Here is a 14,446-nt window from a genome sequence, read left to right as displayed (position 1 = left end):
TAATAATTACCCACGCAAGATACTAAATTTTCAATCTGCTCAACAGGGGTTTGAAAGAGAACTTCAGGAGATCGCAGCTTAAATGAAAAATGACCACTATTTACGGCATTTAACTTTACAATCCACCCGAAAACATCACCGTTAAAAATAGATTTTCTTAATCCATAGAGCATTTCACCCTAAAACATCCATACGACACAAAATCCTAAAATCCAGAGAAACCCGCCAATCCATCCTCCAACCCAGCCAATCTTTTCACCCACACGATTCATATATATCTCTTCGCTAGAAAATGGTATTCAATCTACTTTTTTTCCATCATTTCCTCTATTTCTTTTTCACCCTTTTGCATTTCCTCAAGCTGTTCTTTATCAATACTCATTAAAAGAGCTTGAAACTCTCCTATATGAATCTTTTCCTCTCTTGCAACATCAAGCAAAACTTTTTTTATCATGGGATTTTTTGCATACGCCGCCATTTGTTCATACAGATTTATGGCGTCATATTCTGCTATTATGCCAACTCTTAATATCTCTTTATCTCTGTCCTCTTCAGACACTTTCTTCAGATCTATCGGTATTTTAGATAGCCCTGCCCCCATAACATTCTGGAAAGACAACCCAACGAGTATAGCAATTAGAACAGCCGCAGATAATACATATTTTCTCCCTACCATCACATCCCCCTTTCATTTATTTTATTTAAACGGTTACAGCAACCATTTATCGATGTTGATAATTAGAATCTAACGGTTACCCCTTGAGTCTCCTCTGCCACGGTCTTGCCCACCTCTGTTGCTACTGCCATATCCTCCACGGCTACCACCTTGCCCACCTCTGCTACCGCCATATCCTCCTCTGCTACCACCTTGCCCACCTCTGCTACCACCTGGTCCACCCCTGCTACCACCTTCTGGGCGAGGACGAGCCTCATTTATATTAAGCTCTCTGCCTTTTAGCTCTTTACCATTTAGGCCATCGATTACCGCTTGCCCTTCTTCTTTGGAGGACATCTCCACAAATCCAAATCCTTTTGGTCGACCACTAAACTTGTCCATTATGATGTTGACAGATTCAACCGTCCCGAATGTTTCTACAGCCAACCGTAAATCATCTTCAGTAACCTCATAAGATAAATTTCCCACGTAAAGCTTCATACTAATCTCCTTTTGTTTTAGATTATAAAAATTTACAATGTGTATATTTATATCTACGGAGCGAGCGATGGGTTTCGCATATGATCCGATAACTGTATCAATTCTTTAACTTCCTCTACTTTTCTCTTCTCAATATCAAGCTGGCTGGCAATATCGTCACTGCTAACATCATGCAACAGACCATACAGCAGAAGATCGATCTTATCAGCGGATATTCCCAGCATACCGAAATATTTATCATCTATTCCCGGAATAACATCGGGATTCGGTTTTCTTCCGGCTATTTCTTTTGGCAGTTCCAAATATTCTGCCAGTTGCATTACTTGTGTCCGAAACAGCTTCTTTATTGGCATCACATCAGCAACATCATCTATGCCAAACTTAACAAAAAGACCGACAAGGTCTTCGGTAAGATGTGCGGCACCGACCACAAGCAGGTTATTTTCCTCAGCAAATTTATAGAGTACAACAGCTCGTATTCTCTGTTTCGAATAAATACTCGCAGCCGCATTTCTCATCAGCTTTGTCTTCGATCCTTTCAAATTCTCTAGAAGAAAATTGTCATTACTTGAAGACATGAATTTTTTTGCGACAAAATCTCTCAGCTTCTTAGTCGGTATATAAGATATTGCGGCCCTATATGTTCCAATAGCCCTCAAATTTCTCGATATATTTATCTTTTTGGCTTTGATACCAAGAAAAGCGGCAGCCTGTTTCGCGTAAATCTCAGCTTCCGGGTTTCCCTGCCTTTCCGGAAGCATAAGACCGACAACATTATCCGTGCCACACGCTTTAACACAGAGCGATGCCACAACACTCGAATCGAGCCCGCCAGACATAGAGACAACTATTCCGTCCCTTCCCAGCTCCTTGACTTCTTTTTTTATAAATTCCGAGGCTACTTCCGCTGTTTTTGCGGCATCAATCTTAAACAGATCATTTGTCAGTTTCATATATCCCCTCTTTAATAGTTTATTATACTACGTATCACTTACCCAATTCAATAAGCGTTCCTTTCAGACCCCTCACAATCTCAGCCATACTTTCATAATCGAGCGTATCGTACGTATCAGTTTCAGTATGATAATGATGGTTCCGGTAAAAAGATGTATCGGTTATCATCACAGCGCGATAGCCTTCCTGCCAGAATGCCCAGTGATCAGAGAAATGTACTGCAGAAGCATAATTGAAGGTGATAATTGGTTTCATCGGAAACCGTGACTGCTTCTTAAAACAGGATCGTATTGCACCAACAAGATTAATGGATTTAAGATTTCCCAAAACTGCTATAAAGTCTCCCCTGTTGGGATAAACAAGTGCCCCGGCAAAATTAGGATACGTCTGGGTTCGGGGCTTCTTATCAAAATACCCTATCATTTCAAGTATGAGAACACCCTTAATATTTACTTTTCCTTTTTTAGCTGCTTTTGCATACACAAGACTAGCCATATCTTCAGAATCAAAAAATGGCGGTTCTTCAGCGGGAAAAGCGGCAAATTCTATTGTTGAGCCGGTATTTTTATCTGCCATGAACCGTGCAAGCTCAAGAAGTCCTGCAACACCGCTGGCATTATCGTCCGCACCGGGATTTAAAGTACTATCGTAGTGTGCACCAACAATAATCATATCTTCAGGGGTCTTTGTTCCGCGCCTTGTAACAATAATATTTTTTACCTGCTTGTTAAGTATTGTGTATTCTTGAAACGTAACCGTATATCCGTAAGAAACAAGCTCTTCAGTAATATATTTTTCCGCCTCACAGAGTTGCTCATATTTAAAAACACTCCGATCACCGATTTCATCAGAAAGTTTTATCACATGTTTTTTTAAATTTTCGATCAGCTCACTGTTTTCATTATTCATAATATTTTTTCCAAAATCACTCCGGAGTGTTACTCCGCGTAGGTGGCCCCAATGTTACTCCGCGTAGGTGGCACAAAGTGACTCCTACGCGGTGGAACACGATTTATCCCACCGACACGGTAAAAACACTACAATCGTGCTTGTATCTTAAGCGCCTATAAACTTAAGCACTTCATAAACTAAAAATACCGGCCATACGAGCGCTTTTAAAAACCCTACTACCCCAGGCCAAAAACCTGTTGCAGCTGATATGTAATATATCGCAGCACCAATAATACCGAGCCCGTATACAGCAACGCCACAAGCTCCGTCACCACCCTTAGTCTTACAAGACGATTTTACTTCTTTTTCCACATTCCCTTGTTCTTTCATTTCCATTTTTATCCCCTCCCGTTGAGGCTCTTCGAGCCTGCTAATCAGTGTTACTCCGCGTAGGTGGCCCAAAGGGACTCCTACGCGGTGGAACATGGTTTATGGAACACAGTTTACCCATCCCCACCACCACCGCAGTCGGCCATAGTGTTACTCCGCGTAGGTGGCACAAAGTGACTCCTATGCGGTGGAACACGGGTTACGCAGTGGAACACTACTTTTTAATCCCCCAGTTCTCCAACACCCCCACAACATAGCTGTACTTCCTCTTAGGATTATCCTTATTCTTCTGGGCAACTATATCAAACGCCTTTTCAACCTTTTCTTTACCGTATTCTTTAGTCTTAAGTATTATATCTTCTATTGCTTCAGGATGATATTCTTCAAAAACTATTTGAGCATATCCCCTAGCTATATTATATTCCTTTTTACCATATTTATCCTCTACCTTTTTAAGTTTATTCAGTAATTTCTCAAAATCATATAATTTTAATACTTTATATATCTTTGGTGATCTTTTCTCGTACGGTTTACCGGTTAAAGTATCATATGCCACTTCAATTAATCTCTTTCGCCTAAGCTCATCCATCCCCTTACAGATAACATCCTGGCTAACACCCCCATACTCTTCAGTTATATCAGCAAGACTCTCTGACCACACACCCCCACTCACAATATTACTCCGCGTAGGTGGCCCCCGCCGCGTAGGTGGCACAAAGTGACTCCTACGCGGTGGAACATGGTTATTAGCTGAAACACCGTCAGTTGAAACACCGTTAGTTGGGTTACTCCGCGTAGGTGGCACAAAGTGACTCCTACGCGGTGGAACATGGTTAGTTGTTGAAACACGTTTAGCCGTAACCCCATTAGCACCCGCATTAATCAAATTAATAAAATAACAATATTTCCCACTAAAAGATAAATTCCCTCGCCATCCATAATCAAAATAATCTTCCGGTAACTCAAACAGATTCTTTTTCGGATCACTATATGCTTTTTCACTATCATCATAATCAAGCAAAGTAATTCTCGCTTCTTTCGCATGCCGCGGCACATACTTTATTAATTTATGCCTGGTTTCAAGTTTTCTTAACACCTTTATGATCTGTCTTCTGTATGCTGTTCGATCAGTTAAATCCATCCCCAAATATTTTGCGACTGTATCATAAAACAATGTTATTCTACCTTCAGTGTTACCGTCATATTCTTTCAACAAAAACAAATAAACATCAAATACACGTTCAGCATGTTTATGTACCATCTGTGGTCCATGTTCAGGATTTTTCATAAACTCTATTTTTACTGGTACGACCTCTTGTGCTTTACTGACATATGTCTCTATCTCTTTGTTACGTTTTATTTGTTTTATGTACTCAAGTATCTCTTTCGCCATTTGATCAGAATTTATTAATACACTTACCTCAATGTTTCTTTCCAAAGCCGCTTTTGTCCAGTTTGTACTACCAAGAATCACTGTTGCCCCATCAATAACAATAACTTTAGCATGTGTATAGCGCGTGGAATCATCATAATATACTTTCACACCGGCATCTCTCAGCTGTTTATATGCCTCCATGCTTTTAATCTCTTTTTGCAGTTTCTTTGATCGCTTATTCAAAAAGTCAATGTTCTGATCAAGTATCACTTCTACATCAACACCTCTTTTATGTGCATTGATCAGTTCATTAACTAATTGCTGGGGTTTTGTGTTGTGCTTCTGTTTTGATACACGCATGACAAACATCACGACATGTATAGATTCTTTTGCGTTTACTAAGGATTGTTTCGTTTTTTGGAAATATTTTTTACCGCTTATGTCTTCGATATCTGCTGGGAAGGGGAAAGCTTTAGTGGTAAATATAAAACTAACTAGAAAAGCTATTAAGAGGCTAATATGCTTTGTTTTATTGTTCATTATAATCAATTATTTGTTATGTTTTGATTTTTTAGAATAATTCATAGTAGTGTTTATTAAATCAAAAAGTATTTCAAAATTAATAAAAGCTTCTTTTGGTAGTGTAGGAACTATTTTCTCCGCAAAATACTTTTTAGTCGAGTCTACTATTTTAAACAAATGAGGTTCGGTCGCATTAACAATCTCCTCTACGCTTGTTCCAATAACAGTAGTTTTTATTAGCCTAGGTTTTAGCTCCAATCCTTTTTTTTCGATTTTCTTTTGCAAATATGGATCATCAAAATAAAATTCAATTTCAAGATTATATACCGCAGCATGTTCCCGACGGCTTTCTATAGCGGGCAAAACTATGGCTGCAGAAGTTCCGGCTTTATGAATTTTTACATTTTCACTAAAAGAGCTGTCAGAGAAATTATTACTTAAACCTTTGAATCCTTTATTGTATCCTGTCACATCTCTATCAAACAATCCTACGGTGAATTCCTGATCTTTACGTGTTGACTCTAAGCTACGTTTAACTATATCCACCCCTCCAAAAGAATTTGCACTCGCTCCTTGATACGGATCAGAACATATAATTTTAAAAGGAATCTTTTGATTAGGGTAGAGTTTGGACCATGCACTATTAAGTATTAATTCGTCCCATTTTCCCTCGGTTAGTAAAACTGGCATATTTGCCATGTTGCTCTCTTTTCTTATTTTTTCTAATTCTTCTTGTTCTTTCTTTAAAAGATCAAGTTTCTTTCGATATTCGTTCTGCGATTTGATTTGAAATTCCATAAGCCCCATTTCAACCCATAATTGATCAGACGTTTCTTGACTATTAATAGCTAGATTTATGCATGCTGTACCAATATCATTTTTAAAAACACGATATACGGTTACATTCTTATCTGTTAAAGAAAAGAAAGCAGGGGAATGAGTTGTTATAAATATTTGAGAATCTCGAGAATATTCTTTAGCCATTTTTTCTGCTAATTCGATTGCTAGAGAATATTCAAGATTGTTCTCAGGTTCTTCAAAACCCCAAATGAAATATAGCTTTGAATTCTGCGAGATATGGTGCAGTAAAGACGGTATAAATCTTGTGCGAATACCATCTCCTCGTTGCTGTAATGGAAGATGTCCTCCTTGTTCCTTTGTACTCACAGTAAATGCTTTAAATAAATCAGACAACTTTTCAGGTAAATTAATTTGGGTATCTATTTTTGTAATAAGCGCAAATTCCTCTTGAAGATTCTTAATTTCAGATGAAATCGTACTATTCAATCCTTCTATTGATTCTTTAACTGTAGACTCATTGGAGCCTTTTGCAAAAATTATATGCTGTAAGCGTCCTAACATGTACGCAAAAAATAAATTATCTTTGATTGCGGGTATATACTCAAATTTCATAGTATTAAGATACCTTTGAAGACTGGCATTAGCTCGCCCAATAGACCATTTTGGTTTTTTCTCTTTTTTGTGCTCTCTCATAAGAGAATTTTTTTCATCTGGAACAGGTGAATTGCGATACCATGTGCGTGTTATAGTAAATTCTTCAGGTAAACTATTTTGATAACGATCGCCTCTTTTAAACCGAATTGCAATACGAATAAACTGGCGTGTTTTTAATTTAATCGATTCGTTTTTTCTTTTATAGGAAAAATCTTTTTTGAAATCAAAAGCAGTATCCCAATCCGGTTTACCGTTAAAAAATAAGTTTAATGCTTTTAGAATATTAGATTTTCCAATATCGTTTTTACCGGCATATATTGTTAAATCCTTTAAATTATCATTTTTTAAGCTGTAAATTGAACGAAAATAATAAATTTCAATTTTTTTTATTTCAATCAAATTTATAATCCTTATTTAAACATAATAATTACTATACGAATGCCCTTTAAAATCACAAGTTTCATTTAAGGGTGCGTCTTAAAACCCTTGCTTTTCAATTATCCTCATTAATCTATCTGCTCTAGCTTGAGCGCTTTTGATCTGTTTTGCTATTTCAATTTGTTTTGTTGTTGGTTTCATCCGTCCGCCGACATCCCTATGATTACTACCGGGAAGCTCTGCATACATTCTGTTAAGCTCCTGAATATTGTTCTCAACAACACTTAGCAACTGAAAGATATTATCTACCTTAATATCTTTTTTATGTACTATGACAGTTCTTTTCGTTTTTGGTGGCTGGGTCTTTTTTGCGGCCATAAAGTACTCCTTATTTTTTGTTTAAATAGGTGCTTTCCCTTTTTGTAGTCCATAAAATAGTATATATAGCAAATTATATTACATTAAAAAGATGGTGTATTTAATTTTATCATTTTAAAGTAAATCTTTAAAAAATTCACATATTTTAATCCTGTTAACAATTATTGCGATAATCAATCCTGAAATAGCAATTAGAAAGAAACTCCACCACCTTATAGATTTTTTGATTTCATCGAATACTTCTTTAGAAATATCTTTTTTGGTATTATTTATTGATGCATGTAATTTATCAATCCTTTTATTTGTTTCATCTGAGCAATTTGATAATTCTTCTACCAAATAATTTATATCATCTACCCTGAAACGATCCTTATCAAGCAAACGAATAAAATGTTTATTCCCAATTTTAATTCGGTTGATATTTCTATAAACATCCCGTGTTAGGAAATAGCTGGTTATTTCCTCTTCATATCCCTGATGAGAATATGGATGAATATGTTTATCTATAATTTTTTTCTCTAGCAGTTCAATTAAAGCATTTTTGGCTTCACGTTCTAGATGCTTTTCAGGAAAAGAATATTCCAATTCAGAAAGAAGATGCTCTTCTCGAACTTCATTAGGATATCTTCGTACAATGATTTTAAATATTTCTTCTCGAAAAATAATCATACAATCCTCTCTTATTTAGAATGAAATCTATTTTCCTCATCGTCTTTATGCTTGTTTATCATTTTATCAACACTGATTAAGCATTCTTCCAAACAATTTTTTAACAACCCACGCGGAGCGACTTCAGCTAACTTCTTAAAGACATTTTTTTTATCTATAAATGCTTTGGGGGTTTCACCAACAGAAGAGAACCATCCGCCCTCCGGGTAAAGCTTGTCACGTAGCAATTTTGTCATATTCTCCTCGTATCCAAATACTTTACTTTTGCTTATAGCATCTGCAAATATATGCATATTATTTGGTATTAATGGTAAATGAAACAAACAATCCAGTAATTCTCTAAACTTTTGTTTATTAAAAAATGTTTTTACGCTTTTTTCTAAATATAATTCGTTGGATTCATTTCTTAATGTTGCAATTTGGTCGAATATTTTTGAAACACTATAATATGTTAGCCCACTATATTTTTTATCCCATTGCAGAACGTGCTTTAAAACAAATAAATAATCATCTATATTTTTGATTCTTTTTGAAATTATAGTTATGCCATCAAAGGGAACTGCTTCGTATTCTGAATGCTTGTTAACCTCGTTTTCTTTTTCCAAGCGCACATTGATAAAATCTACTAACTTATTTACGTTATCAACAATAAGAGACAATATTTCAAAATCGTAATGATCTAATTTCCTATTAGAAATAAGCGTGTTTCTCAATTCCTCTCCAGTTATATTCAAAAATTCTTTTTTGTATTCTTTTGTTTTATCGAACAAAATAAAAGCAATGTGGTATATAGCCTTCAATTTAGATTCTAAACTCAATTGTTTCAACACTATTAATGTGATTTCTGCTATTTCTTTAGCTGAATTATTTTTAGATATTGATCTTATTTTTTCAAGAATTATAAGGTTTAATTCATCTATCTTTTTATTAGATATTATGTCTGCAATATTGATTCTATCAATTCCAGGTAAATCATATGAGAAAATATCTAAGGCTATTTTTGCCTCATCTAATGGGATTTCTTGTGCTAATAAAACTTCATCTATAATTCTTTTTACTGCTTCAGGATATGCATGTACTAGATCATAAAAAATGGTATATTTAAAAATTAGAGGAACTTTACTCCATGCTGCAGTCTCAAAGCGGAGAAGTTTAAATGCTTCAGGATTATGCTTAAACCATTCTCTTAAAAATGGAGCAGTTGCAGAAACCACATTAGCTTTCTCATTTAACTCATGAAGAAAAATGGCAATACTTGATGGAGTAGAATATTTTTGATTTAAAAAAATTACTTCCTTAGTAAAGTCTTCGGGCTTTAAATTTATATTGCTATGTAATAAATTATCCACAGCCCAGTTCCATCGTTCTTTAGATGGGGGAACACTGCCCAGCTGTGGCTTTACATCTCCACAAATGCCCCATCGTGATGAATAGTATCGAAAAATACGATATTCAGGTGTATAAGTAAATTTATCAAACAATGGAACTATTATTTCATCTGGCACATCCTTTCTGGCCCAAAAATGAAAAACCAAATCTTCAAAAGTACTTAAAACATCTAATTCCTTTTCATTATCAACAATATTTTCATTTACGATGAAGCACAAAATATCTTCTCTTTCTGCAATAATTTTGTCTTTCAAAGGAATGGTGGTTGGTCCAAGCCCCATATATCCCTTTCCGATAGACTCAATTACTTCAACAGCTTTTATTCGCACAAAAGCATGTTTGCTTTTGAGCATTTTTTTTATAATTAATACCCCAGTATCTCGCATTTTTATCACATGATCTGTCATATTTAATACTTTGCTTCCAATTTCGAGCTTATCATCGGACGATCTTCTAAATTCATGTGCAGAGGCTAAAATTTCAGCACATGCTACTTTTAATAGTTCTATTTCATCTGTATTATCATCACTATTTAAGAATCCCTCGAGAATGGACATTGATGGCAATATTTGGCTTTCTATGTCATTGTCAAGAGGGCAGACACATTCTTTGATTAAAGTGCTTGGCTTATAATTGTCATACGTGCCACCCTTGCATTCATTTATCATTGCTACAATAATTTTTATAATATCACTTCGATTAAAATCACTATGGATCAATTTGTTTATTACGGGCCCATATGCGTCTGTTGTTAGTGTTGAATTATCCAGAAAGGCCCAAAGCAGGTCTAAACTTTTATCAGGCACTTTAGCGCATATTGCTTCAAGATTTTCAAGTATAAGCCTTTTATCATAGTCATCATATTTTGATGTATTGGTTATCCAACTCGAGATAACATCATTCAAAATTGGCAATAAGTAATCGCTATCACCATATCTAATTGTGGATCCTAAATTGCAGAATATGTTTTTGGAATGAGTATCAAACCAATACAGAAATATTTTCTTTCGCTCGCCCTCGCTCAGGAAATGCATTTTATCTAAGAGAAAAACATCACCTGTCATATCTGGGGTAAATCTAAAAATATTTCCAATTGATCGTAACACACCGCTTTTACCTAATTGATGCAGTGAGGCCGTTAGTTCTTTTACATCAACTTTTAATTCTTCTGATAGTTTATCTATAGTGCGAGTATCAGAAATGTTAATTGGACTAATTAAACTAAGGTGGAGTAATAAACAATCAGCATCTATATTGTCAGAGAGAATTCTTTTCGAGTCACTGATTACTGATTCAACAATAGTTTCTTTAAAAGAAGCATAATCAAAATTATCAATATCTCTTATACGTTCCCCAATTTTGACGATAAAAAAAGGATTTCGGTATCTTCTGACTATTAAATCAATATCTTTAATGTCGTCTTTTTTGGCTATAGTTTTTAATAATATGTTCAATTCACTATCTGTCCATTGTGGAATAGAAGTGACAACTGATTGACTTCTGCAATTTGTGGATATTAAGATATCATCTAATGCAGACATTCCTGATGTCCTTAAGGCTAACACTAGCTTCGCATCGATCCCAGTATTTGTTATGCATAGAAGTATATTTTCAATGTCATCTACACGATCTGTATCGTCTAAGACGAATAAGTACTTGTGCTTATTGTTAGCGTTTTCTCGGGCACCTATTTCGTCGTTGAAAGCTTCTTGGATATCACGCACACCGATCCTAATAAACCAAACCTCTCGATCTGAACTTAACCTTCCCATTATCTTGGGGATTTCTCTCAAAAAATGACTTTTTCCATATCCACCGGGGGCCTGTAATATAAATATGTTCTTTTTTTCATTATTTAAGAATGAAATGAATTCATTTATTCTATTATTGATACTTGGGACCTCTTCAATAAGGCTAACAGATGCTAATTTATTTTCTACTTCTTCAAAAAATGTAGTTGCTGGAACAAATAAAGGGATAGCAGGATAGTTAAAAAACCGACATTTTAAGAATGGTTGCTTCTCAATCTTCAATGTCAATTGTTCACGATCCCATATGCGTAGAGAAATGTCTTTAAACTTATTAACCTTGAGCAGTTTTTTTATGTATGGAATGCTTAACTCTGCATTTGTTGCTAATATCAAATGAGATATTCTATTTTTTTTAGCTTTCTTAAGCTCTTTATTCATCTCAGTACGTAAAATATTATATGCATCCTTAAGATTATGTTTAGTATACTTAGCTTGTATGCATATTTCCCCAGAGATATTTTCTTCAGGATATTTGTCAACATAGGCATCATACCCACCATCAGCTCCAATATAAGGACTAGATGGTAAGAACCCAGGGGTGTGACACTCTAATGAAACAAGTTGACTAATTAGCCTTTGGAAAATAATAGGGTTCTCAATTTTTGTCCAATCTAACATATAGACCCCTTTTTCATAACTCATATTTTTCAAGTTTAAACCACAAATGGTAGCAATCCATAAATGGTAGCAGCTACCATTTACTTGTGACTTTTACAGTCTTAGTGGCGGAGAGGGGGGGGTTCTATAAAGACCATCTCCCTATCTCCTTAATACATAGCGTATTACAGCGTTACCACTTTAACAACAACTATTTAGGTGTGTCTGGTTATTTCTTTTTGTTTCCCTTTGTTACCCATTGTTTTGGACTAAGATGGGCACAATTTGGGCACAAGTTTATAGTAACATCTATATAATATTATAATGATTTCTCTCGTATGACTATGAACGATATTAATAATCCCTGTGAAAAGAAAATAACCCTTCTTCTTTTGCAAATTTCTTAATCAATTTAGTATTTTTTGGGCCTTCCCGACTTACAAGTTCAAAATATAAATATCTGATAATCCCACCAAGCACCAGCAATATACTTCCGACACGCCAATCATAGAATACAAAACCAACAATACTACCTAATAGTAAAATATTGCCAATTCTTTTTATGGTATTATATTTTTTTTGTGTTTTGACAACTAATTCAAATTCTAATTTACAAACTGCACATGTTGGATGCATCTCTTTTGTGTATGTATTTACAATCTCTTCATCCAATGATTCATTCTTTTGACAATAATGGCAAATCATATCTTATAATCTCCTTTCATCAAACTACCCCTGTTTGCACTATAGTTTTCTGCAAGGGATAAATCAAAATATAAACACAATCAGAAAACGTTATAAAAACACTATTAACAAGTTTCAATTTCAATTCCTGCTTTTGCCTCAATAATCAATATGTAAATTCGTTTTTTATTTGCGTCTACTAAAAAAAAGACAAATATTTTGATAAACAAGATATGGCCAAAATATTATAGTTACAATAATGTTTAAAATACTCTTTTTTCGTGTCACAGATGCTTGCTTATAAATTGGTTGTTTTGATTCATAAATGAGCACTAAAATTCCCAAAATCAAATATATCAACAGCAGTATTATCATTTATTCTCCTTTAATTTATGTTCCTAAATGGTAGCAGCTACCATTTATTTGTCTCTATTTATTTTGCAGCTCCTTACCATCCTTATACTTTGGTGCGGAATAGAACCCCGGGGAAAAAGAGAGAGAATTAAACAAATGGTAGCAGCTACCATTTATAACAAAGAAAACCATCTCTCCTGGTAGTGCAACTTTTTTGGAAATTACTTTATGTACGAACGACCGGACCGACCGATGAGGGAGGACTAGGGAGTGAATACATGCTAGTCTCTATTAATTCCTTATACAATATTTTTCAATAAGTGTTACAATAGACCCATTAGAAAAAACCACAATGGAGCGGAATAGTGATTTTGATAATCATTTAACTATGTGAGGATAAAGTGGAGAAGAAGAAAGAAGAGAATAAGGTTTTTGAAGATAGATACTGTCAGGAATTTTATTTATTTATTGAGTATGAGGCTGCTGAGCACATTAGTGATTTCAGGAAAAGCAAATCTATAAAACCAGATAAAGTATTAAAAACACTAATAGATCTAGGGTTGGCTTATGAATATGCCTTGAAACGTAGTGATAATAATGGATTTGAAGCAGTTAAAGACAATAAATACGTTAAATTGAAACAAGAGAGAGATGAATATTTAAGTAGAGTAACCATTAATGATAGCAATGAGATATTGAAGGAGTTCAAGAAACCTCTTTCATGGAGCAAACCTTTGCAGTGGTATATTTTAACAGGTATACAACAACGTGAAATATTTACCTTTGCTCCTACGAGTAGAGTTAGTGTCAGCGTAGATGAAAATGAAGTTCTTATAAGAGTATCACCGGAAGCTAATATGCGCGAATGCAAGGATGCATTTAAACTAGTAAAATATTTTCAGAAGTCACTATACGGAAAAAACTATAAAGGTAAAATGAAAAAGGCAAAGTTTGAGGAAAAGCTTAAAATGTTGAATGCAGAAAATGAGTTTGAAAACCCCTAACACAAAATCTACTATGTTTACGGTGATGATGGGTCTGTTGAATCACTTGCGTTAGATTCGAAAAGGATAGGAATGTGAAGCAACACAGAATTTTTTGGTTATCACTTTCAATAATGCTTTTGCTGGGTAGGCTCGGGCTTTCGCCTGTCCTTGCGCAGACCGATCCTCAGCAGAACGTTGAGACGGTCAAAGCATCTAAATGGTAGCAGCTACCATTTAGATACCCTACCTTGATGCAATATCTTCCTGTGACAACTTTTCGTTCTTGCGATATGAAACCAACCTACCAATATAGTTTTCCAAAAAATCCTACCCATCTTTATCCATGTTGTATTAATAATATATTACAATTGGATTTGCACAACTAAACCTATGTTTTTATAATAGTGTCTCACCCACATAACTTCTTAATCAACTTGTTGTGCTGTAAGAAATAAAG

Annotated in this window: 13 protein-coding genes; 2 read left to right on the top strand and 11 right to left on the bottom strand. The window is 34.9% G+C overall.

What is annotated here, in order from left to right; translation table 11 throughout:
• Positions 1–304: 304 nt before the first annotated feature.
• The 11 genes from P9M13_07060 to P9M13_07010 form a co-directional block, all read right to left on the bottom strand.
• A complete protein-coding gene (locus tag P9M13_07060; protein ID MDP8263045.1) occupies positions 305–676 on the bottom strand; it encodes a ferritin family protein in 372 nt (123 codons plus the stop codon).
• Positions 677–745: 69 nt separating this feature from the next.
• Positions 746–1,156 carry an RNA-binding protein gene (locus P9M13_07055; GenBank protein MDP8263044.1) on the bottom strand — a complete coding sequence of 137 codons (411 nt, stop codon included), beginning with the start codon at positions 1,154–1,156 and terminating at the stop codon, positions 746–748.
• A gap of 53 nt (positions 1,157–1,209) precedes the next feature.
• Positions 1,210–2,109 (bottom strand): NAD(+) synthase, encoded by a 900-nt coding sequence (gene nadE / locus P9M13_07050; GenBank protein ID MDP8263043.1) that lies wholly within the window; start codon positions 2,107–2,109, stop codon positions 1,210–1,212.
• 34 nt (positions 2,110–2,143) lie between these two features.
• The gene (locus tag P9M13_07045) at positions 2,144–3,019 is read right to left on the bottom strand and encodes a M28 family peptidase (GenBank protein MDP8263042.1); all 876 of its coding nucleotides are present in this window, start codon (positions 3,017–3,019) and stop codon (positions 2,144–2,146) included.
• Positions 3,020–3,166: 147 nt separating this feature from the next.
• On the bottom strand, positions 3,167–3,397 hold the full coding sequence (locus P9M13_07040; GenBank protein MDP8263041.1) for a hypothetical protein: 231 nt from the start codon (positions 3,395–3,397) through the stop codon (positions 3,167–3,169).
• Between the two features lie 208 nt (positions 3,398–3,605).
• The gene (locus P9M13_07035) at positions 3,606–5,306 is read right to left on the bottom strand and encodes a phospholipase D-like domain-containing protein (GenBank protein MDP8263040.1); all 1,701 of its coding nucleotides are present in this window, start codon (positions 5,304–5,306) and stop codon (positions 3,606–3,608) included.
• A 9-nt stretch (positions 5,307–5,315) separates the two neighbouring features.
• Positions 5,316–7,142, bottom strand: coding sequence for an AAA family ATPase (locus tag P9M13_07030; GenBank protein MDP8263039.1), 1,827 nt, complete (start codon positions 7,140–7,142; stop codon positions 5,316–5,318).
• A gap of 78 nt (positions 7,143–7,220) precedes the next feature.
• On the bottom strand, positions 7,221–7,499 hold the full coding sequence (locus P9M13_07025; protein ID MDP8263038.1) for a hypothetical protein: 279 nt from the start codon (positions 7,497–7,499) through the stop codon (positions 7,221–7,223).
• 114 nt (positions 7,500–7,613) lie between these two features.
• On the bottom strand, positions 7,614–8,168 hold the full coding sequence (locus tag P9M13_07020) for a hypothetical protein (protein MDP8263037.1): 555 nt from the start codon (positions 8,166–8,168) through the stop codon (positions 7,614–7,616).
• Positions 8,169–8,179: 11 nt separating this feature from the next.
• A complete protein-coding gene (locus P9M13_07015; GenBank protein MDP8263036.1) occupies positions 8,180–11,986 on the bottom strand; it encodes a hypothetical protein in 3,807 nt (1,268 codons plus the stop codon).
• A gap of 333 nt (positions 11,987–12,319) precedes the next feature.
• Complete coding sequence (locus tag P9M13_07010) at positions 12,320–12,670, bottom strand: hypothetical protein (GenBank protein MDP8263035.1); 351 nt, start codon at positions 12,668–12,670, stop codon at positions 12,320–12,322.
• Positions 12,671–13,404: 734 nt separating this feature from the next.
• Between P9M13_07010 and P9M13_07005 the strand changes: the two genes are divergently transcribed.
• Both P9M13_07005 and P9M13_07000 read left to right on the top strand, forming a co-directional pair.
• Complete coding sequence (locus tag P9M13_07005; protein MDP8263034.1) at positions 13,405–14,007, top strand: hypothetical protein; 603 nt, start codon at positions 13,405–13,407, stop codon at positions 14,005–14,007.
• Positions 14,008–14,081: 74 nt separating this feature from the next.
• Positions 14,082–14,213: a hypothetical protein gene (locus P9M13_07000; GenBank protein ID MDP8263033.1), complete on the top strand. Its 132-nt coding sequence runs from the start codon at positions 14,082–14,084 to the stop codon at positions 14,211–14,213.
• Positions 14,214–14,446 lie beyond the last annotated feature (233 nt).

The sequence above is a fragment of the Candidatus Ancaeobacter aquaticus genome (assembly GCA_030765405.1).
Taxonomy (GTDB): Bacteria; Auribacterota; Ancaeobacteria; order Ancaeobacterales; family Ancaeobacteraceae; genus Ancaeobacter; species Ancaeobacter aquaticus.
Note: the sequence above shows the minus strand (reverse complement) of the source record. Positions and strands in the feature narration are given on the sequence as shown.

Bases quoted from the DNA above. Each gene is read 5' to 3' on its own strand.
- P9M13_07035 (MDP8263040.1), bottom strand. From the start codon at position 5,306: ATGAACAATAAAACAAAGCATATTAGCCTCTTAATAGCTTTTCTAGTT.
- nadE (MDP8263043.1), bottom strand. From the start codon at position 2,109: ATGAAACTGACAAATGATCTGTTTAAGATTGATGCCGCAAAAACAGCG.
- P9M13_07015 (MDP8263036.1), bottom strand. From the start codon at position 11,986: ATGTTAGATTGGACAAAAATTGAGAACCCTATTATTTTCCAAAGGCTA.
- P9M13_07040 (MDP8263041.1), bottom strand. From the start codon at position 3,397: ATGGAAATGAAAGAACAAGGGAATGTGGAAAAAGAAGTAAAATCGTCT.
- P9M13_07055 (MDP8263044.1), bottom strand. From the start codon at position 1,156: ATGAAGCTTTACGTGGGAAATTTATCTTATGAGGTTACTGAAGATGAT.
- P9M13_07025 (MDP8263038.1), bottom strand. From the start codon at position 7,499: ATGGCCGCAAAAAAGACCCAGCCACCAAAAACGAAAAGAACTGTCATA.
- P9M13_07060 (MDP8263045.1), bottom strand. From the start codon at position 676: ATGGTAGGGAGAAAATATGTATTATCTGCGGCTGTTCTAATTGCTATA.
- P9M13_07045 (MDP8263042.1), bottom strand. From the start codon at position 3,019: ATGAATAATGAAAACAGTGAGCTGATCGAAAATTTAAAAAAACATGTG.
- P9M13_07010 (MDP8263035.1), bottom strand. From the start codon at position 12,670: ATGATTTGCCATTATTGTCAAAAGAATGAATCATTGGATGAAGAGATT.
- P9M13_07020 (MDP8263037.1), bottom strand. From the start codon at position 8,168: ATGATTATTTTTCGAGAAGAAATATTTAAAATCATTGTACGAAGATAT.